This is a genomic window from Streptomyces katrae (genome assembly GCF_000966975.1).
GTDB lineage: Bacteria > Actinomycetota > Actinomycetes > Streptomycetales > Streptomycetaceae > Streptomyces > Streptomyces katrae.
This window is the reverse complement of record NZ_JZWV01000097.1, coordinates 1-18,800: the sequence shown is the minus strand read 5'-3', so window position 1 is coordinate 18,800 and position 18,800 is coordinate 1. Positions and strand designations below refer to the sequence as shown.

The 18,800-nt window shown below is 72.3% G+C and carries 22 protein-coding genes and 1 pseudogene; 7 read left to right on the top strand and 16 right to left on the bottom strand.

Annotation, left to right across the window (positions count from 1 at the left end):
* Positions 1-28 precede the first annotated feature (28 nt).
* From VR44_RS05325 to VR44_RS05305, 5 genes are read right to left on the bottom strand one after another with little or no spacing between them, the layout of a single operon-like run.
* Positions 29-310, bottom strand: coding sequence for a nuclear transport factor 2 family protein (locus VR44_RS05325; RefSeq protein ID WP_245691610.1), 282 nt, complete (start codon positions 308-310; stop codon positions 29-31).
* Positions 311-327: 17 nt separating this feature from the next.
* The gene (locus VR44_RS05320; protein ID WP_045946185.1) at positions 328-783 is read right to left on the bottom strand and encodes a nuclear transport factor 2 family protein; all 456 of its coding nucleotides are present in this window, start codon (positions 781-783) and stop codon (positions 328-330) included.
* 13 nt (positions 784-796) lie between these two features.
* The gene (locus VR44_RS05315) at positions 797-1,228 is read right to left on the bottom strand and encodes a nuclear transport factor 2 family protein (RefSeq protein ID WP_045946184.1); all 432 of its coding nucleotides are present in this window, start codon (positions 1,226-1,228) and stop codon (positions 797-799) included.
* A 33-nt stretch (positions 1,229-1,261) separates the two neighbouring features.
* On the bottom strand, positions 1,262-2,908 hold the full coding sequence (locus tag VR44_RS05310; RefSeq protein WP_045946183.1) for a thiamine pyrophosphate-binding protein: 1,647 nt from the start codon (positions 2,906-2,908) through the stop codon (positions 1,262-1,264).
* A gap of 19 nt (positions 2,909-2,927) precedes the next feature.
* Positions 2,928-3,752: a type 1 glutamine amidotransferase domain-containing protein gene (locus VR44_RS05305; RefSeq protein WP_045946182.1), complete on the bottom strand. Its 825-nt coding sequence runs from the start codon at positions 3,750-3,752 to the stop codon at positions 2,928-2,930.
* A 276-nt stretch (positions 3,753-4,028) separates the two neighbouring features.
* On the opposite strand from VR44_RS05305, the gene VR44_RS05300 reads away from it, so the two are divergent.
* From VR44_RS05300 to VR44_RS48750, 5 genes are all read left to right on the top strand, one after another.
* Positions 4,029-4,301, top strand: a complete 273-nt coding sequence (locus VR44_RS05300; RefSeq protein WP_045946181.1) for a ubiquitin carboxyl-terminal hydrolase 14 — start codon at positions 4,029-4,031, stop codon at positions 4,299-4,301.
* Between the two features lie 86 nt (positions 4,302-4,387).
* A complete protein-coding gene (locus VR44_RS05295) occupies positions 4,388-6,037 on the top strand; it encodes an FAD-dependent oxidoreductase (RefSeq protein ID WP_045946197.1) in 1,650 nt (549 codons plus the stop codon).
* A gap of 61 nt (positions 6,038-6,098) precedes the next feature.
* Positions 6,099-6,590, top strand: a complete 492-nt coding sequence (locus VR44_RS05290) for a hypothetical protein (protein ID WP_045946180.1) — start codon at positions 6,099-6,101, stop codon at positions 6,588-6,590.
* Positions 6,591-6,666: 76 nt separating this feature from the next.
* A complete protein-coding gene (locus tag VR44_RS48755) occupies positions 6,667-6,996 on the top strand; it encodes a putative quinol monooxygenase (RefSeq protein ID WP_045946179.1) in 330 nt (109 codons plus the stop codon).
* Positions 6,993-7,469, top strand: coding sequence for a group II truncated hemoglobin (locus VR44_RS48750; protein ID WP_045946178.1), 477 nt, complete (start codon positions 6,993-6,995; stop codon positions 7,467-7,469). Before VR44_RS48755 ends, VR44_RS48750 begins: the two co-directional genes overlap by 4 nt.
* A gap of 61 nt (positions 7,470-7,530) precedes the next feature.
* Here the strand turns inward: VR44_RS48750 and VR44_RS05275 are convergent, their stop codons facing one another.
* The 4 genes from VR44_RS05275 to rpe all read right to left on the bottom strand — a co-directional run bounded on the left by VR44_RS05275 (position 7,531) and on the right by rpe (position 10,282).
* Positions 7,531-7,893, bottom strand: coding sequence for a barstar family protein (locus tag VR44_RS05275; protein ID WP_045946177.1), 363 nt, complete (start codon positions 7,891-7,893; stop codon positions 7,531-7,533).
* Positions 7,890-8,165 carry a guanyl-specific ribonuclease gene (locus tag VR44_RS49060; RefSeq protein WP_094191438.1) on the bottom strand — a complete coding sequence of 92 codons (276 nt, stop codon included), beginning with the start codon at positions 8,163-8,165 and terminating at the stop codon, positions 7,890-7,892. The genes VR44_RS05275 and VR44_RS49060 overlap by 4 nt, the downstream gene beginning before the upstream one ends.
* A gap of 275 nt (positions 8,166-8,440) precedes the next feature.
* Entirely contained in the window at positions 8,441-9,457 is a 1,017-nt protein-coding gene (locus VR44_RS05265; RefSeq protein WP_045946176.1) for a sugar-binding transcriptional regulator, read from the bottom strand.
* Between the two features lie 138 nt (positions 9,458-9,595).
* The gene (gene rpe, locus VR44_RS05260; RefSeq protein WP_045946175.1) at positions 9,596-10,282 is read right to left on the bottom strand and encodes a ribulose-phosphate 3-epimerase; all 687 of its coding nucleotides are present in this window, start codon (positions 10,280-10,282) and stop codon (positions 9,596-9,598) included.
* 167 nt (positions 10,283-10,449) lie between these two features.
* Between rpe and VR44_RS05255 the strand changes: the two genes are divergently transcribed.
* Positions 10,450-11,526, top strand: a complete 1,077-nt coding sequence (locus tag VR44_RS05255) for an amidohydrolase family protein (RefSeq protein ID WP_045946174.1) — start codon at positions 10,450-10,452, stop codon at positions 11,524-11,526.
* Here the strand turns inward: VR44_RS05255 and VR44_RS05250 are convergent.
* The 7 genes and pseudogenes from VR44_RS05250 to fmt all read right to left on the bottom strand — a co-directional run bounded on the left by VR44_RS05250 (position 11,523) and on the right by fmt (position 17,902).
* On the bottom strand, positions 11,523-12,032 hold the full coding sequence (locus VR44_RS05250; protein ID WP_052713471.1) for a hypothetical protein: 510 nt from the start codon (positions 12,030-12,032) through the stop codon (positions 11,523-11,525). The genes VR44_RS05255 and VR44_RS05250 overlap by 4 nt on opposite strands.
* A 13-nt stretch (positions 12,033-12,045) precedes the next feature.
* Positions 12,046-12,975, bottom strand: a complete 930-nt coding sequence (locus tag VR44_RS05245) for a hypothetical protein (protein ID WP_052713470.1) — start codon at positions 12,973-12,975, stop codon at positions 12,046-12,048.
* On the bottom strand, positions 12,972-13,547 hold the full coding sequence (locus tag VR44_RS46875) for an alpha/beta hydrolase (protein ID WP_052713469.1): 576 nt from the start codon (positions 13,545-13,547) through the stop codon (positions 12,972-12,974). The genes VR44_RS05245 and VR44_RS46875 overlap by 4 nt, the downstream gene beginning before the upstream one ends.
* Complete coding sequence (locus VR44_RS48315) at positions 13,505-14,815, bottom strand: alpha/beta hydrolase (RefSeq protein WP_052713468.1); 1,311 nt, start codon at positions 14,813-14,815, stop codon at positions 13,505-13,507. Before VR44_RS48315 ends, VR44_RS46875 begins: the two co-directional genes overlap by 43 nt.
* A gap of 5 nt (positions 14,816-14,820) precedes the next feature.
* A complete protein-coding gene (locus tag VR44_RS05235; RefSeq protein WP_045946173.1) occupies positions 14,821-15,276 on the bottom strand; it encodes a hypothetical protein in 456 nt (151 codons plus the stop codon).
* Between the two features lie 115 nt (positions 15,277-15,391).
* Positions 15,392-16,834, bottom strand: a pseudogene (locus VR44_RS05230) (RsmB/NOP family class I SAM-dependent RNA methyltransferase); the annotation flags it as partial.
* 123 nt (positions 16,835-16,957) lie between these two features.
* Positions 16,958-17,902, bottom strand: coding sequence for a methionyl-tRNA formyltransferase (fmt, locus tag VR44_RS05225; RefSeq protein ID WP_045946172.1), 945 nt, complete (start codon positions 17,900-17,902; stop codon positions 16,958-16,960).
* Between the two features lie 250 nt (positions 17,903-18,152).
* Here fmt and VR44_RS05220 point away from each other — a divergent pair, with 250 nt between their 5' ends.
* Positions 18,153-18,677, top strand: a complete 525-nt coding sequence (locus tag VR44_RS05220) for a hypothetical protein (RefSeq protein WP_045946171.1) — start codon at positions 18,153-18,155, stop codon at positions 18,675-18,677.
* Positions 18,678-18,800 lie beyond the last annotated feature (123 nt).

The window sequence follows — 18,800 nt, the reverse complement described above, 5'->3', positions numbered from 1 at the left end:
CGGCCGTCCACGATCCGGAAGAAGTTCATCACCTCGGCCTCGATGGTCTGCCGGACGGGCTGACGGCCGTGATGTGCGAGACGGCCGCGGCCTTCTCCCCGTCGACCAGGAAGTGCACGGGCTCGTTGCGGAAGACCCGGTACATGGTCCCCATGCCCTTCATCATCGAGCGCAGGGTCTCCAGGCCCTCAATGTGGCCGGCGAGCTGCTCGTCCATGACCTGGTCCTCGGCGAACAGGTCGCACCAGCGGTCCCAGTCACCGGCGTTGGCGTACTCGTAGTACTTGGTCAGTACTTCTCGGGCGTCCATCGGTCTCTCATCCCCCCCTATCGGTCCCTGCGGGTGCCGTCCGGCGCGAAGGGCGCCCAGAACTGGCTGAAGGCACTGGCCGTGTCGCCGAAGAGACCGTCGCGGCCCTCGACGATCCGCCCGTCGCGCCACTTCATGAAGTGGAAGACCGGGTAGTCCATCCGCTCGTACGGGGAGCCGCTCGCCGGGTCCGCGCCGTCCCGCAGGGCGGTGTTGCGGCAGACGTCGGCGCTGCAGTCCGGGCCGGTCAGGACGGCCTCCAGCTCCATGCGGAAGGTGCCGCCGGTGAGCTTGTGGGTCTGGCCCATCAGCTCCAGGAAGGCGTCCAGGCTCTCGTACCAGCCGGCCAGCGGGTGGTTGCCCGGCACCAGCCAGCGCAGGTCCTCGGAGTAGTACTCCAGGATGCGCGCGCGGTCTCCGGAGCCGAGGGCGCGGTAGGCGGCCTCGACCCGCTCGCGGGTCACTTCGGTCATCGCCGCGGCCCTCTCAGAGCGAGCCCGAACCGGGCATCGGCGCCAGTTCGTTGACGGTGTACTGCTTGATCAGCGGGCCGTCCGCGCCGGCCACGACGGTCCAGGTCTGGTCGGCGTCGAAGCCGAGCCACTGGCTGCGGGCGGCCGGCGGGTCCCAGATCTTGGCCTGCCAGTTGACGAGGACGCGGACGATCGCCCGGTCTCCCTCGATGACCGGCTCCACCTTGGTGACCGTGTGCACCTCGTCGAAGAACCGGTTCGTGACGGCCTCGTACCAGCGGCCGAAGCCCTGGTGTCCGAGGAAGGTGTCCTCGGGGACCTTGAACTCCAGGTCCTCGGTGATGAGGGCGAGGACCTGCTCCAGCGGGAGGTGGCGGTCCAGGGCCACGTACCAGTTCTCGGCGAAGGTGCGGATCGCGTCCTCCGTCAGCCGCTCGGCGGGCATGCGGTCTCCTCCTGTTCGGTGGGTCCGGTCGGTTCAGATCTGGACGTCGACGAGGAACGGGCCGGGGTGGGCCAGCATCCGGTCCACGGCGGCCGCCGCCTCGTCCGGCTTCTCCACCCGCGTCCCGTCGGCGCCCAGCGCCCGGGCCAGCCCCGCGAAGTCGATCTCGGGGCGGGAGAGGTCGAAGGAGCCCGGGAAGGGGTGCTCGGCGATGTCCCGTTCCCGCCAGTACTGGGCGATGTTGTCGTCGAGCAGCCGGTACTTGCGGTTGTTGCAGACCACGAACTTGGCGTCGATCCCGTGCCGGACCGCCGTCCACAGCGCCTGGTAGGTGTACATCGACCCGCCGTCGCCCGCGAAGCCGACGACGAGCCGGTCCGGGCGGGCCAGCTTGGCGCCGACCGCCCCCGGGAAGCCCACGCCCAGCGAACCGCCCCGGGTGAGGTGGTAGTCGCCCGGGCGCTCGGGCGGCAGGTAGCGGGTGACCAGCGGGGAGGTGGTGAGCGCCTCGTCGAAGACGATCAGGTCCCCGCGGGTGCGCTCGGCCAGCGTCCGCAGGAAGACGGCCATCGGCGTGTCCTCGTCCGGCGCGGCCTGCCGGGCGGCGCGGGCCCGTTCCCGGGTCCGCACGTCCAGCCGGGCGGCCGCCGCGGCGCGCCTGGCCGGGGTGAGCCGCTGTTCCAGTACGCCGGCCAGTGCGCGCAGCGCCTGGCGCGGGTCGGCGGCCAGGCCGAGGTCGACGGGGTGGTTCTTGGCGATCTCGTAGGCGTTCAGGTCGATGTGCACGACCTTGGCGCCGGGCCGGAAGGGGTTCTCCAGTTCGGGGAACACCTCGGGGAAGACGTAGGTGCCGACGATCAGCACCCCGTCGGCCTCCCCGACCAGTTCCTTGCTGTGCGGGCCGAACATGTGGCCGGTCTGGCCGCGGCGCAGCGGGTGCGAGGCCGCGATGTTGACCTCGGAGGAGTCGACCTCGTACACGTCGGCGCCCAGCAGCTCGGCGACGGCCACGAGTTCGGCCTGGGCCCCGGAGAGCGAGACCCCGTCCCCGACGAGGACCACCGGGCGTTCGGCCGAGGCGAGCAGCTCGGCCGCCCGGCCCACCGAGGCCGGCGAGGGGGCCACGTCGGTGAGCGGCACGGTGGCGGGCAGGACGGGCTCGGAGTTGAGCTCGTCCAGCACGTCCATGGGCAGGGCCACGAACACCGGGCCGCGCGGCGGGGTGAGGGCGATCTTCACGGCCCGCCGGATGGTGCGCAGCACGGACCGGGGGTCGGTGACCCGGGTCGCGTACTTGGTGACGGGTTTGGCCATGGCCACCAGGTCGGAGGCCATCTGGGCGTCCATGGCGTCGTAGCGCACCCCGGCGTCGCCGGCGACCACGACCAGCGGGGTGTGGCCGCGCAGCGACTGGTAGAGCATGCCGATGCCGTTGCCCAGCCCCACCCCGGAGTGCAGCTGGAGCAGGGCCGCACCCCCGGTGGCCCGGGCGTAGCCGTCGGCGATGCCGGCGGCCACGGTCTCCTGGAGGGCCAGGACGTACTGGAAGTCCGCCGCCGCGTCCACCGCGTCGAGGAATCCCTGTTCCACCGTTCCCGGATTTCCGAACATCACCGTCAGGCCGTCGGCCTTGAACTGCTCGATCAGCCTTTCCCGTCCGGGAGTGGCTTCGGAATTCATCGGACTCCCCCTCATTCCCCTACCACCCGTAACGGGTGAGACCGTTCTCCAGGACTTCCACGATCTTCTGCCCCGTGAGATACGAGTCGGGGGTGGAGCGGCCGGTGACGAAGGGATAGTCGACTATCACCGACAGCGGGTGGCCGAAATTCCCGTGATAGGCGCCGCGCGGGCCGGTCGCGTCGCGCAGGATGTACTCCAGCGGGTACGGCGGCGGGCCCATGTTGAAGTCGGTGCCGAGGAATCCGGTGCCGTCCTTGTAGTCGTACTCCTTGCAGTGGCCGGTGACGTGCTTGCCCCAGATGATGCTCTTGCGGTCGCCCCAGTCGCGGGCGAAGGCCAGGCAGGCGACGCCGTAGCACTCTGCGGCGACGACCTTGCCGGCGTTCTTGAAGGCCAGGATCAGGGCGTGGACCCGCTCGTTGTTGGCGAGGTCCACGATGGGCCCGCTGCCGCCGACGATGAGGATCGCGTCGTAGCCGGCTATGTCGGCCTCGAGCTTCTCCAGGTCCCGGTGGTACTGCTCCAGCTTGCGCAGGTACTCGCCGTCGCTCGTGTACGGGCGCTCCGGCACCCACGCCTCGATGTCGAGGGGCGTGTCGAGGCGGTTCGACTGCTCGAACTCCCGGCCCAGCCGGGCGTTCTCCTCCGAGGTGACCGAGCGGCCGAGCGGAGGGTCGACGAAGTTCGGGTCGAGGCTCGGCGGAAGCGCGTGAGCGCGCTTTCCGGTCGGCGTGGCGAATGTGATCTCGTAGCCCTGCTCGTCGAACTTCGAAACGGGACCGATCAGTTCCTCGGACCAGTAACCGTGTTCGGAGACAATGACCAGAATCTTTCTGCTCACAGATTCCTCCAGGCGCGGCCTGTTGTCGTTTGCGACCACCACACTGCGTGCGGCCGGAGCCCGCGTCAAAGGGCGGGAATGCGACTTCGTGAGGTAGCGGGCAAGGTGGTGGCGGCACCTCACCTAGTAGCCCGTGGAGGTCAGGAAGTACGCGCCGGACTTCCTGACCTCGGCCGGATCGCTGAACCATTCCAAGATCCCCGATTTATGGTCTGGACGCGCCGTGATGCGCGGGCGCGCCGGGTCAGGAGTTGCGTGAGGAGAGGGACGGGGACGATGACGAAGGACCTGCTGTGCACACACGTCGACCAGATACGTCCGGTGAAGCCATCGGCGGACGGTTGTGAGGAGTGCCTGCGCCTGGGGGACGCCTGGGTGCACCTGCGGATGTGCCTGAGCTGCGGGCACGTCGGGTGCTGCGACTCCTCGAAGAACCGGCACGCCACCCGGCACTACAGGGCGACGGCCCACCCGATCGCGGCCTCGCACGAGCCCGGTGAGGACTGGGCCTGGTGCTACGCCGACCAGCTGATGCTGGAGCCGGCGTGAGCGCCGCCCAGGGGAGCCCCGCCTCCCCCGCGACGCCGGCCACGAGCACGGCCGCCTCCCCCGAGCGGGCCGAGAGCCGCAAGCCCGTGATCCTGGCCGTGGACGACGACCCCCAGGTGCTGCGGGCGGTCCGCCGCGACCTGCGCAGCGCCTACGGCGACCGGTACCGGGTGCTGGGCGCCTCCTCGGCGGCCGACGCCCTCAAGATCCTGGACTCCCTCGACGAGCGCGGCCACGACCCCGCGCTGTTCCTCGTGGACCAGCGGATGCCCGACGTCACCGGGGTGGAGTTCCTGCTGGAGGCGGTCAGCCGGTTCCCGGACGCCCGCCGGGTGCTGCTGACGGCGTACGCGGAGACGGACGCGGCCATCACGGCCATCAACCGGGTCCGGCTGGACTACTACCTGCTCAAGCCCTGGGACCCGCCGCACGAGCGGCTCTTCCCGGTCCTGGACGACCTGCTCTCGGACTGGCTGGCCACCTACCGGCCGGCCTACGACGGGATCATCGTCGCGGGCCACCTGGTCTCCCCCGGCACCCACGCCGTCCGGGACTTCTTCACCCGCAACGGGCAGCCGTTCCGCTTCCTGAACGTGGAGCGGGACCCCGAGGCGCTGACGGTGATCGCCGACGCGCAGGCCGGGGCGGCGCTGCCGCTGGTGCGCTTCCCGGACGGGTCGGTGCTGGCCGCTCCGACCGACGCCGAACTCGCCCGCCACCTGGGCCTGTCCACCACCGCCTCCCGTCCGCACTACGAGTGCGTGATCGTCGGCGCCGGCCCGGCGGGGCTCGCCGCCGGCGTCTACGCGGCCTCCGAGGGCCTGTCCACGCTGATGCTGGACTCCCGCGCCCCGGGCGGCCAGGCCGGCACCTCCAGCCTGATCGAGAACTACCTCGGCTTCCCCTCGGGCCTCTCCGGCGGGGACCTGACCCGCCGGGCCACCATCCAGGCCTCCCGCTTCGGCGCCGAGATCCTGCACCCGGTCGAGGTGGTCTCCCTCACCCGGGACGACCCGGCGAAGATCCTGACCCTGGCGGACGGTACGGAGATCAGCGCCGAGACGGTGCTGCTGGCGACCGGGGTCTCGTACAACCGCCTGGAGGCTCCGGGCGCGGACCGCTTCGAGGGCGCGGGCCTGTACTACGGGGCGGCGACCACGGAGAGCTCGGCCTGCATCTCGCAGCACGTGTTCATCGTGGGCGGCGCCAACTCGGCCGGTCAGGCGGCGGTCCACTTCGCCAAGTACGCGGCCCGGGTGACCATCCTGGTCCGCGCGGCCTCCCTGGACGCGAGCATGTCCCGCTACCTGATCGACGAGATCGAGCGCACCCCGAACATCGAGGTGAAGGTCCGCACGACCGTCACCGCCCTGGACGGCGGGGAGCACCTGGAGCGGATCACCCTGCACGACGCGGACACCGGCGAGGACCGGGAGGTCCCGGCCCGGTTCATGTTCACCTTCATCGGGGCCCGCCCGCACACCGACTGGCTGTCCGGGGTGGTCGAGCGCGACGAGTACGGCTTCGTCCTCACCGGCTCCGACCTGATCGCCAACGGCGGGGAGCTCCCGGCGGAGTGGAGCCTGGAGCGCGCCCCCTACCCGCTGGAGACCAGCGTCCCCGGGGTCTTCGCGGCCGGCGACGTACGGGCCCACTCGGTCAAGCGGGTCGCCTCGGGCGTGGGCGAGGGGGCGATGGCCGTCTCGCTGATCCACCGCTACCGCTCGATGGGCTGACGCTGAGGGCGAACGCCCCGGCCCTTGCGATCAAGAGGAGAGCGGACGCAACGTTGATTACATGATTACAGCCGAACAGAGCGAGAAGCTCCGCGCGTGGTTCGCCGAGCGCCTGCCGGTGGACGTCTACGAGTCCCTCGTCTCGGTCACGGTCGACCGGGAGGAGATCACCGTCGTCGGCACCGTCCCGGCGTCCGAGTCGGTCAAGGAGTTCCGCGAGCGCACCCGCGAGCAGCGCATGGAGGTGGCCCGCGAGGCCGAGGAGCTCTACCGCCGCAAGGTCGCCTGGGGAGCGAAGTCGGGTGAGGAGACCGTCCTCTTCACCCACCTCGCGGTCCCCGTCATGACCCGGCTGCGCCAGTCCGAGCGCCAGGTGCTCGACACCCTGGTCGCCGGCGGGGTGGCCCGCAGCCGGGCGGACGCCCTGGCCTGGTGCGTACGCCTCGTCGGGGAGAACACCGACGAGTGGCTCCGGGAGCTGCGCGAGTCCCTCGACAAGGTCCGTCAGGTCCGCGCACAGGGCCCCGACCTCCAGAAGTCTCAGCCGGAGTGACGGAAATCCCCACCGGGCACCGATGATCCCGGAAAGTATCCGGGACGACCTGATCCCAGGGAGAGGCACGCACACCATGACCACCACCGTCGAGTACATCCGCTACAAGATCGCCTCGCAGGACCAGCAGGCGTTCGAGGACGCGTACGCCCGCGCGGCCGAAGCCCTGGCCGCCTCGCCGGAGTGCATCGACTACGAGCTGGCCCACAACACCGAGGACACCGAGCGCTACATCCTGCGGATCCGCTGGACCTCGGTCGACGCGCACCTCAACGGCTTCCGCAAGGGTGAGCACTTCCCGGCGTTCTTCCAGGCGATCCGTCCGTACGTGACGAACATCGAGGAGATGCAGCACTACTCGGCCACCGGCGTCGTCGGCCCGGGAAAGGCCGCCGGCCAGTCATGAGCACCACGCCCACGATCTACGAGTGGATGGGCGGAGCGGAGGCCATGCGGCGCCTCACCGACGCCTTCTACGGCCACGCCCTGCAGGACGAGATCCTGGCCCCCGTCTTCGCGGGGATGGACGCGGAGCACCCCCAGCACGTCGCGGTCTGGCTGTCGGAGGTCTTCGGCGGCCCGGCCGACTACTCGGCGCACCACGGCGGCCACATGCACATGGCCACCAAGCACCTGGGGCGCGGCATCACCGAGCAGCAGCGCCGCCGCTGGGTGGACCTGCTGCTCGACACGGCCGACGAGGTCGGCCTCCCGACGGACCCCGAGTTCCGGGCGGTGTTCGTCTACTACGTCGAGTGGGGCACCCGGATGGCCCTGATCTACTCGGGCCCCAACCCGCCGCCGGTGGACGCGGCGAAGGTCCCGGTCTGGTCCTGGGGCCAGACCCCGCCGTGGATCCCGAAGACGGCGTCCGAATGAGCGGAGCAGGCCCCGCGGCCCGGAAGGGCGCGGGGCCTGCGCCACACCGCGCGGTCCCCGCTCAGCCGGCCAGCACCACCGTCAGCGGCGGCGCCCCCCGCTGCCCCCGCCAGAAGTCCACGGCCTCCTCCAGGACCTCCCCGAGGGTCTCCCAGTCCTCGGCCCGCTCGGCGGCGTAGCCGCGCCAGGAGGTCACCGCGAGCAGCCGCCCGGGGGCGTCCGGCAGCCAGGACAGGTCGATCAGCGCGTCGGCCAGCGCGTCCCAGTTGCCGCCGAACCACTCCGGGACCCGCAGCGCCGCCGCGCAGCGCCGCATCAGGGCCGCCTTGCTGCGCACGCCGTCAAGGTCCAGCCGTACGGTCGTCCAGCCGGCCTCCTCGGCGGAGGCCAGGGCGGGGGCGAGCGGCTGCGGGTCGAGGGTCATCGGAGAACCGCCTTGAACGTCTCGTAGTGGTCGTCCGTGTAGTAGAACTCCCCGCCCTCGCCCGTGACGATCCGGCGGGCCCCGCGGTCACGCTCCCCGGGGGTCCTGACGGTGTACTCGTGGTAGTAGCCGCGCTTCTGCTTCGGCAGGGCCTTCTCGAAGTTCCCGAAGACCGTCCCGTCCTGCCGGTACGGGTACGGCCCGCCCTTGTCGATCAGCGCGAGCACCTCGCGGGCCTGCGGCGGCAGCGCGTCGGCCCGTACGGTGGCCATGCCCTTCGCCCACGAGGGCGCCGGGGCCGCGCTGGTGCCCGTACCGGCGGGCCCGGCCTGCTCGGCCGTGCCGCCCCAGGCCGCGGCTCCCGGCCTGCTCGGACGTGCCGCCGCAGGCCGCGGCTCCCGCCAGCGCGAGGCACAGGAACAGGGCCGCCAGCGCGCGCGGCAACGACCGGGGCGACCGGGGCACGCTCCGAAAGATCATGCGCCGATCGTGCCAAATATCCGTTTTCTTGGCGAATCGCCGGGCGGGCGGCTCCCGCTGCGGCTCGTCAGAGCTCGTCGGGGTCCGCCCGCTCCAGCGCCGGCCGCAGCCCCGGGGCGGACTCGGTGAGCAGGTAGTCCGCCACCGCCGTGTCCGTCACCAGGCTGGTCACGAGCCCGGAGCGGAGCACCGCCCCGATCGCGGCGGCCTTGCGCAGCCCGCCCGCGATGGCCACGACCTCCGGGATCCGGCGCAGCCGGTCGGCCTCGACCGTGATGCAGCGCTCGCCGAGGTCCCGGCCGACCCGGCGGCCCTCCGCGTCGAACAGGTGGGCCGACATCTCGGCCGCCACGCCCAGGGAGGCGTAGTGCGCCCGCTCCTCGTCCGTGAGCATGTCGTGGACGGTCGAGATCCCCGGCTCCCAGGAGCCGATGGACACGGCCGCCACGGTGACCTTGTCGAAGTACTCGAAGGCCCGCGCGATACCCGTCTGGTTGCGCAGCGCGGCCGCCGTCGCCGGGTCCGGCAGCAGCATCGGCGCGTAGATGGGGTGCGCGTCCCCGCCCGAGACCTGGGCGGCACGCCGGACGGCCTCCACCGACCCGCGTTCGGCCGTCCCCGCGTCGTACACGCCGGTCAGCTGGACGACCGTGCAGGGGGGCAGCCGGTGCAGGGAGGCGGCCATGTGGATGGTCGACCGTCCCCAGGCCAGTCCGAGGACGTCGCCCTCGTTGACGAGCTCGCCCAGCAGGTCGGCCGCGACCGCCCCGAGGTTCTCCGGATCGGGCGCGTCCTCGCTCGCGTCGGCCGGGGACTCGACCACGACGGCGTGCCGCAGCCCGTACCGGGCGCGGAGCGCGTCCGAGCGCTCCGCGTCCAGTTCCGCCGGTACCCGGATCTCGATCCGTACGAGGTCCCGCTCCAGGGCGGTCTCCAGGACCCGGGCCACCTTGAAGCGGCTCACGCCGAACTCCTCGGCGATCTGGATCTTGGACTTGCCCTCCAGGTAGAAGCGGCGCGCCATGGCCGCCGCCTGCACCAGCTCCGCGGGTCCCATCCGCAGGGCTGACCGTCCCGCCGACATTGCAGACACCGCGCTCTCCTCACTGCTGTTCACACTGTCGTGTTCACACTCTCGACTCGCCGTTCATCCTGTCAGATCCAGCGGCCATTGATCAGCCTGGACGACATCCGTTCACCGAGCCGTTCACCAACGATCGGCTCAGTGGTCGCACGCCCAGGGCGCCGCGGCGATCGCCGCACCCGCCTGGTCACGCAGAGTCCGCACCGCGGCGGCCGGATCCATCGCCCCGTAGACCGCGCTGCCGGCCACGAACACGTCGGCGCCGGCCTCCGCGACCCGCTCGATGGTGGTGGCCGAGACCCCGCCGTCGACCTGCAGCCACAGGTCCAGTCCGTGCTTGGCGATCAGCTCCCGGGTCCGGCGGACCTTGGGCAGCATGATGTCCAGGAAGGACTGGCCGCCGAAGCCGGGCTCGACGGTCATGATCAGCACCATGTCGAGCTCGGGGAGGATGTCCTCGTACTGCTCGATCGGGGTCCCGGGCTTGAGCGCCATCGCCGCCCGGGCACCCAGGGCGCGGATCTCGCGCGCGAGGCGCACCGGGGCCGCGGCGGCCTCGGCGTGGAAGGTCACCGAGCCGGCGCCGGCCTCCACGTACTGCGGCGCCCAGCGGTCGGGGTCCTCGATCATCAGGTGCAGGTCGAGCGGGGTGTCCGTGGCGCGGCTCAGGGACTCCACGACCGGGACGCCGAGGGTGAGGTTCGGGACGAAGTGGTTGTCCATGACGTCGACGTGCAGCCAGTCGGCCCCCTCGACGGCCCTGGCCTCCTCGGCGAGACGGGCGAAGTCGGCGGACAGGATGCTGGGATTGATCTGAACGGCCATGCCCCAAGCCTGCCATGCCCCCGGCCACTTCAGGCCACGGCCCCGGAACTCGCGGTTTTCGTAGCACCGCTTAAGTGATCCAGCCACCGGTGCCACCTGCCCCTTCAGTGTCGAGTGGTCCCTCGTGTCCGCCGCCCACATGCGGCGGGCCGCGGAAGAATGACCGCGTGAAGACGGCTCTGACGAACGCCCGGGTCTTCGACGGCCGACGGCTCCTCGGCCCCGCCACGGTCGTCATCGACGGCGGGGTGATCGCCGCCGACCCCGGCGGGGCACGGGAGGTCGACGCCGGGGGCGCCGTCCTCCTCCCCGGGCTGATCGACTCGCACGTCCACCTGCACGGCCCCGAGAACCTGCGGCAGCTGCGCGACCACGGCGTCACCACCGCCCTCGACATGGCCACCTGGCCCCCGGCCCTGGTCGACTCCCTGCGCGCCGCCCCGGGACTCACCGACATCCGCAGCCCGGGCACCCTGGCCATCGCGGCGGGCGGCCTGCACTCCCGGATGCCCGGGGTGCCGGCGGACAGCGTCGTCACCGGCCCCGCGGACGCGGAGCGCTTCGTGGCGGCCCGGGTGGCCGAGGGCGCGGACTACATCAAGATCGTGGCCGAGCGGCCCGGGCCCGGGGCCCTGGACCAGGCCACCCTCGACGCCCTGGTCACCGCCGCGCACGCGCACGGCCGGCTCGTCGTCGCCCACACCGCCGCCTCCGAGGCCTACGCCATGGCGCAGCGGGCCGGCGCCGACGTGCTCACCCACGTCCCGGCGGACCGCCCCCTCGACGCGGCGGCGACGGCCCGGATGCGCGCCGCCGGACGGGCCGCCGTACCGACCCTGACCATGATGGAGGGCCTCGCCGCGGCGGGGCTGCCGGGCCTGGAGCACTACGACCGGGCCCGCGCGAGCACGGCCGCCCTGCACCGGGCGGGCGTCCGCGTCCTCGCCGGCACCGACTCCAACGCCACGCCGGGCGTCCCCTTCACCCCGCCCCACGGCAGCAGCCTCCACCACGAACTGGAACTCCTCGTGGACGCCGGCCTGTCCCCCCTGGAAGCCCTGCGCGCCGCCACGGTCCTCCCGGCCCGCCACTTCGGCCTCACCGACCGCGGCACCATCCGCCCCGGCCACCGCGCCGACCTCCTCCTGATCGACGGCGACCCCCTCACCGACATCCGCGCCACCCGCCGCATCCTCCGCGTCTGGTGCGCGGGCACCGAACACACCCCCGCCGCCGAGGCCTAGCCGGGCGGGAGGAAGCAGGGCGATGTCACGGAGAGGGAGGCGACCCCCTCACCCTTGGCGCGGTCCATGACGCCGGTAACGGCGTCCATCCAGAAGTCGTCGGGCTCCGTACGCATGTAGACCGTCGGGAACGGGCCGGACCAGTCGACCTCGCCCCCCGAGTTGTACTTGTAGCCCTGCCTGAGCCAGGCGTCCCGTGCCTGCCGCACGAGGTTCTGGGCCTCGGACCCGGGAACACCCGTCAGCTTGTAGGCGACTTCGACCTGGACGCGGTCGTCGGGGCGGTGGTCGTCCCTGGCGATACAGACGTCGACGGGCGCGCCTGTCATGCGCTCCAGTGTCGGTTTGGGAGACATGTCGTCCACCGCCTGATGAATGATCTCCTCTGCCCGGCCGATCGCCTGCTGCTCGCTCATCACGACCGGCTTCAATGGCGCCCCGCACGCGGCCACCACGATCGTCATGGCCAGCGATACGGCAGCCGGTGCGGCTTTGCGCAGGTTCACGGTCGTCCTCCGGTCAGACGTCTGCGGACGTCGGACCGCCCAGCGGCCTCGTGACGGCCACGCGCACCGCGCCAGTGGTGGAAGCCGCGACCTGGGCGATCGTGTGCTCTCCGGGGTGGCCGGCGACGACGGCCGGGAGCCCCTCAAGGGTCGGCACGGTGCGTACCTTCCACCCCGCGTCCCGGAAGTACTCGTGCGCGCGCTGCACGGCCCGTGCCCTCTCGTCCTCCGGCAACGGCAGGGTCGACCAGGTGTGGTGCACCGCGGTCCCGAGGCCGTCCCGGACCGTGCTGAGACCCTCCCCGGGCTGGGTCGGCGCCGATCCGACGCCCAGGGCGTCGTAGATGCGGCTGGAGTGGGCGAGGGCCCGGCGCACGGCGGGATCGTCGGCCTCCGGGGCCTCGAACGCTGCGGGATCAGCCCCGCGCGCCGAGGCCTTGCCCGGCGGGAGGAAGCAGGGCGAGGTCACGGAGAGGGAGGCGATGCCCTCGCCCGTGGCGCGGTCGAGGACCCCGGTGGTGGCTTCCATCCAGAAGTCGTCCGGCTCCGTGCGCATGCTGACCCACGGGAACGGGCCGGACATGTCCTTCTCGTCCGACGAGTGGATCTTGTAACCCTGCTTGAGCCAGGCCTCCCGCGCCTGCAGCACGAGGTTCCTGGCCTCGGCCCCTGGAACCCCGGTGAGCTTGTAGAAGAGAGTCACCTGCAGCCGGTCGTCAGGGCTATGGTCATCCTTGGCGAGGCAAGGGCCGATGGTCTCGGGACCAAAACGTTCCAGCGTGGGCTTGGGCGACAGGGTCACCACCGCCTGCTGGATGATCTCTTCCGCCCGGTCGGTCGCTTGTTGTTCGCTCATCATGATCTCTCCCTGCGCCCCACATGCGGTCACCGCGACCGTCACGGCCAGCAATGCGGCAGCCGTGAACGTCTTCCGCGTCTTCACGGCTGTCCTCCGGTGACGATGCGTGCCAGAGTTCTGCGGGGCTTTTCGTCCCAGTACTGGGAGTGTGCGGGCATCATTTCCCCGCCTTCGCCCGGCAGCTTGCCGTCGGGGACCCTGAAAACCTGACCGCCGAAGTCGTCGGAGGTCGGATCGGTTCCGTGGACGATCGAATGGTCGTCGAAAAGCCTCATGTACGCCTTCGGGTTGAGAGGAGCCAAGGGACCTGCCGGGGGCGGGGCCACGTTGATGAGGTCGTTCTTGGCGGTGGCCGCGAAGACGTGGTCCGGCGGGATGTTCAGGTCCTTCGCGTGGCCCACGCCCACGCCCGGACTGCCCACCATGATCGCGTTCTCGACCGGCAGGTCCATGTATGTGCTCATCGTCTCGCCCACCACCAAGGACCCGTAGCTGTGGCCCAGGAGCGTCTGGTGCACGCCGCTGTCGCGGTGATTGGCTTCCTCGATGCCCTGGACGAAGTTCCCCAGCGGCTCCTTCGCCGCGTCGGCCCACTTGGTTTCCGTCGCATCGGTCAGGATGGCCTGCGGGCCTGCGGCGCGTCGTAACCGAGCCACACGATCGAGGCCGTCTTCCTGGAGCCGTCGGTGGCTTCCGCCTGTGCCTGAAGACTCTTGGCCCTTCCGATGTCCTCGTCGATGGACTCCAGCTTGGCGAACGTCCCGGGCACGTACGTCACCACGTTGTCGGCGGTGTCCGGGTTGCCGATGGAGACGATGGCGCGCCCCATGCCGTTGCCGTCGAAGCCGAGCAGATAGGGGCGACTGCTCTCGCTCGTGTAGCTGTCGAAACGTTTCTGGATGGCGTCCATGCCCTTGTAGCCGTTCTCCAGCTGCTTCCTCTTCTCGTTCCACGCCTTCCACTCGTCCGTCGGGACCGTCGCGCCCTTCACCTCGCGGCCCGTGACAGGGCTGATGTACGGCCGGTAGTGCTCCGGTTCCTTCCTGAGCCAGGCGTCGTAGTCCAGCTGCCTGGCGGCGCGCTGTTCCGCGAGCACGATGCGGTTCGCGTCGTCGCGTACGGCCGAGGGAAGGCCGTCGAGCGCTCCGATGCTCGCGGGGTGCATGGAGACGTAGGCCTCGCGCTGCTCCTCGGAGAGGCCGTTCCACCAGTTGGCGTTGTCCTGGGGCCAGTCGTTCGCGGGCGGGGGCTTGATCGTGCCGAGGTAGCCCCCGGCCGACTCGCGTACGCCCGCCGTGTCCGAGGTGACGTCCGTCCAGTCCCGGTCGGACACCGTCAGGTCGTCGTCGGCCTGGAGGGACCGGATCTTCGGCTCCCACTTCGTGTCCGCGTCCGTGGCTTCCCTGACCGCCTCGGCGATCCGGTTCGCGTACCCCACCGCCTTGCCGAAGTTCGGGTTCGGGTGGATGTTCGCCGCCTGGCGCTCCAGGGCGTCGGAGGTCGCGTTGCCTCCGGCGCTGCCCGTCACCGCGCCGCCGGCGGCGTCTTTCTCCTCGCCCGGCTTCCGACCCGCCGGATAGTCGACCGAGCCGTCCCCGTTCACCGTGCAGCCGTCCGCCCCGGCGTCCTCGACCGCCGCCTCCAGCTTCCGCTGGGCGGCCGCCATGTCGTACGCGAATCCGCTCAGCGCCGTGCCGATCACGCCGCATTCGGTCTGCATGTAGTGGAAGTTCTTCGCCACGGCCTGGAGTTGCCGCTGTGCGGCCTCCGCCGCCTCACCCTTCAGCGCCGCGCGCATGCCCGTGGCGACCGTGTTCTCGATGTGTTCCTTGGCGGCCTGCGCCGCCGAGCCCATGGTGCGGTAGCCGGCGGCGGCTTCCTCGAACTCGCCCGGCTTGAAGGCCTTGAGGGTGGCGTAGTCCATCCCCCTCACCGGCCCTTCGCCTGGCCGCCGACGGCGTCCGTGTCGGCGTACCGGCGGTCCAGCCCGTCCATCTCGGCCCTGACCGCCTCATCGGTCGTCAGCAGGTCGCGGCCCACCCGCTCCAGGACGCCCTGGAGGGAGCCGCACCGCTCGCTGACGCTCGACGCGTACTTCTTCCAGGACTCGTACACGTCCTTCTGCGCGGCCGCGGTCAGACACCCCGTGGTCGTGCCGAGCCCCGCCTGGCCGTCCTCCAGCCTGGCCAGCGCGCCGCCGATGCTCCGGCGGAGGGAGCCGACCCCTTCCCCTGCCGTGGTCCATGCCTTCTTGCTGGACTGCAGGCCGCCCGTGACGGCGCTGGGCCCGGCGGCGGGTTCGGCCGGAACGTGGTCGAGCCGCATCCCGACGGGTCCCCCGCCGGCCGCCCCGGCCTTGATCCGGTCCCACTCGTCCCACCCCATGCGCCGTTCCCCGTCCTGCCCCTGTGGATCACACCGAGCCGGACGCTACCGCCCGGGCGGGCGCGGCTCATGAGTACACGTACTCAGGGGGACCTGGGTGCGCCGCCGGGGAGGGTTACGCGGTGCGGCGGAGGAGGGCCAGGTACATGGCGTCCGTGCCGTGGAGGTGGGGCCACAGCTGGACGTCCGGGCCGTCGCCGAGGGCCGGGACGCCCTCCATGTACGGGCGGGCGTCGATGAGTTCGGCCGCCACCGGGAGGTTGCCCGCGCCGCGGCCCTTGAGGACGTCCTCCACCACGACCCGGGTCTCCGCCAGGTGCGGCGAGCAGGTGGCGTAGCCGACGACGCCGCCGACCCGCACCGCGGACAGGGCCTCGCGCAGCAGGGCGCGCTGGAGCGGGGCGAAGCCCTCCAGGTCCTGCGGGCGGCGCCGCCAGCGGGCCTCCGGGCGGCGGCGCAGCGCGCCCAGGCCGGAGCAGGGGACGTCCATCAGCACCCGGTCGAAGGAGCCCGGGAGCCACGGCGGGCGGGTGCCGTCGGCGGCGATGACCTGGTACGGGCCCGGGTTGCCGGCCAGGGCCCGCTCCACGAGGCGCGCCCGGTGCGGCTGCTTCTCGGAGGCCAGGAGGAAGGCACCCCGCTGCGCGGCCAGCGCGCCCAGCAGCGACGCCTTGCCGCCCGGACCCGCGCAGCCGTCCAGCCAGCGCTCGTCCCGGCCCTCGACCGGGGCCGCCGCCAGGGCCATGGCCACCAGCTGGCTGCCCTCGTCCTGCACGCCGGCCCGGCCCTCGCGGACCGCATCCAGCGCGCCCGGCTCGCCGCCCTCGGCCATCCGCACCGCGTACGGGGACCAGCGGCCCGGCAGCGCCGACTCCTCGCCGAGCGCCTCCACCAGCTCCTCGGGCGTGGACCGGCCCGGCCGCGCCACCAGGGTCACCTCGGGCCGCTCGTTGTCGGCCTCCAGGAGGTCCTCGATCCCGGCGCGCCCGCCGCCCAGGGCGTCCCACAGGGCGCTGACCACCCAGCGGGGGTGCGAGTGGTAGACCGCGAGGTGCTCCTCGGCGTCCTCCTCGTACGGCGGCGCGACCCGCTCCAGCCAGCCGTCCAGGTCATGGGCGGCGATCTTGCGCAGGACGGCGTTCACGAACTTGGCCCGGCCGTCGCCGAGCACCACGCGGGCCAGCTCCACGCTCGCGGAGACGGCGGCGTGCGTGGGGATGCGGGTGCCCAGCAGCTGGTGCGCGCCGAGCGACAGCACGTCCAGGACCGGCGGGTCCACCTCGCGCAGCGGCCGGTCGACGCAGGCGGAGATGATCGCGTCGTACGTGCCCTGGCGGCGCAGGGTCCCGTAGACCAGCTCGGTGGCGAGGGCCGCGTCGCGCGCCTGGAACTTCTCGTCCTGGCGGGCCTTCTTCAGCAGCGGCGGCAGGACGAGGTTCGCGTACGCGTCGCGCTCGTCCACCGCCCGCAGCGCCTCGAAGGCCAGCATCCGGACGGGGTCCTTCTGGGGCCGGCGGTAGGGCTTGGCTTGGCCGGCCGGCCGCCGGGGGCGGGGCTGCGACGGGGCTGGGGGGACTTTTCGCTCACGTGGAAGGTGCTCCGGAGGTACGAGGTGCTACGGGGGTTCTGCCGTGGATCGGGGTGGTGCCGGCGCCCCGGCCGGGCCGGGGCGCGGATGGAATCAGCCTACGTCGGTCCCGCCCAGGCGCTCGCCGGGAGCGATGCGCACCCCGCGGGCCCAGTCGGCGCCCTTCATCGGCTTCTTGCCCTGCGGCTGCACCCAGAGCAGCTCGACGGCGTGCGAGCCGGTGCCCACGTAGACGTTGTTCTTGGCCGGGGCCAGCACGCCGGGCTCCAGGTCCGTGCGGTCCGGGACCAGCCCGACGGAGATCAGCTTGAGGCGCTCGCCGCGGAAGACCGTCCAGGCGCCGGGGGCCGGGGTGCAGCCGCGCACGACGCGGTCGGCGCGCAGCGCGGGGGCGTTCCAGTCGACGCGGGCGTCCTCGACGGTGATCTTCGGTGCGAGGGAGACGCCTTCGGCGGGCTGCTCGACGGCCCGCAGGGAGCCGTCCTCGATGCCGTCCATGGTCGCGGTCAGCAGCCCGGCGCCGGCGAAGGCGAGGCGGGTCAGCAGGTCGCCGCTGGTGTCGGTGGGGCGGATCTCCTCGGTGAGGACCCCGAAGACCGGGCCGGTGTCGAGCCCCTCCTCGATGCGGAAGGTGGAGGCCCCGGTGACCTGGTCGCCGGCCATGATCGACTGCTGGACGGGCGCGGCGCCGCGCCAGGCGGGCAGCAGTGAGAAGTGCAGGTTCACCCAGCCGTGGACGGGGATGTCCAGGGCGCTCTTGGGGATCAGGGCGCCGTAGGCGACGACGGGGCAGCAGTCCGGGGCGATCTCGCGGAGCCGCTCCTGGAACTCGGGGTCGCGCGGGCGGACCGGCTTGAGGACCTCGATGCCCGCCTCCTCGGCCCGCTCGGCCACCGGGCTGGCGACCAGCCGGCGGCCGCGGCCGGCCGGCGCGTCGGGCCGGGTGACGACGGCCGCGACCTCGTGCCGCCCGGAGGCGATCAGGGCGTCCAGGGCGGGCACGGCGACCTCGGGGGTGCCTGCGAAGACGAGCTTCACTGGGGTCCTACCTCGCTATCTCGGGCGTCAGCAGCGGTCCAGTCTATGGGGCCTGCTCCCCCGCGCCCACCTGCGGGATCGGGGGCGTACGCACACACGCGCGCCTCTCGCATATGCCGACACGCCCCCAGGGCGTGACCTGGGGGCGTGTCGGCGCGTTGGTCAAGAGAGATTGACCGAAACGGGCCGCGATTCTGAACGGTGTCTGCGGCCCGATCCGCTCTTCAGCACCGGTTCGAGAGGCTTCTCCATGGCCGACCACGCCACCCATGACGCCCAAGCACGGGCCAGCCTGCACCTCCTGGTGCGGGACATCGAGCGGGTTCGCCGGCAGGTGGACGCACTGCGTACGCTCACCGCCCAGCTCGGCAACGTGTACCGCCCGCGCCGCTCCGGGCCATCCACGGGCTTCGTCGTCTACGGCAGGGCGCCCGCGCCCACCGTCCGCCTCGCGCAGGAGCTGCGGGACAGCGTCGAGACGCTCGTCACCGCCGCGGTGGACTTCGACCGCTCCCTCGGCTTCTCCTGGGACGCGGTCGGTTCGGCGCTCGGCGTCACCAAGCAGGCCGTGCACCGGCGGTACGGGGCACGGCGGGCGCAGGCCGCCGAGGCGGCGGAGCCGCTGGCCGAGGGCACCACGACGCGGACGCTGGGGCCGCTGCCGACCATTCCGGCGGCCCGGTCGGTGCCGCCGCAGCCGGTCCGTGAGGACAGCCAGGCCGCTGCCGCTCCGGGGCCCCGTCAGTCGGCCTTCCCGGGACCCCGCAACGGCTGACCGGCCCCCGCCGCCGGGACGCCGACCCCCGACGGCACGGCCCTGCGGAGCCGCCCCCTCTTGAGGGCGGCCCTGCGGGGCTCTCCCCTACCCGCCCCTCCTCCGTTCCCAGGGGCTCCGCCC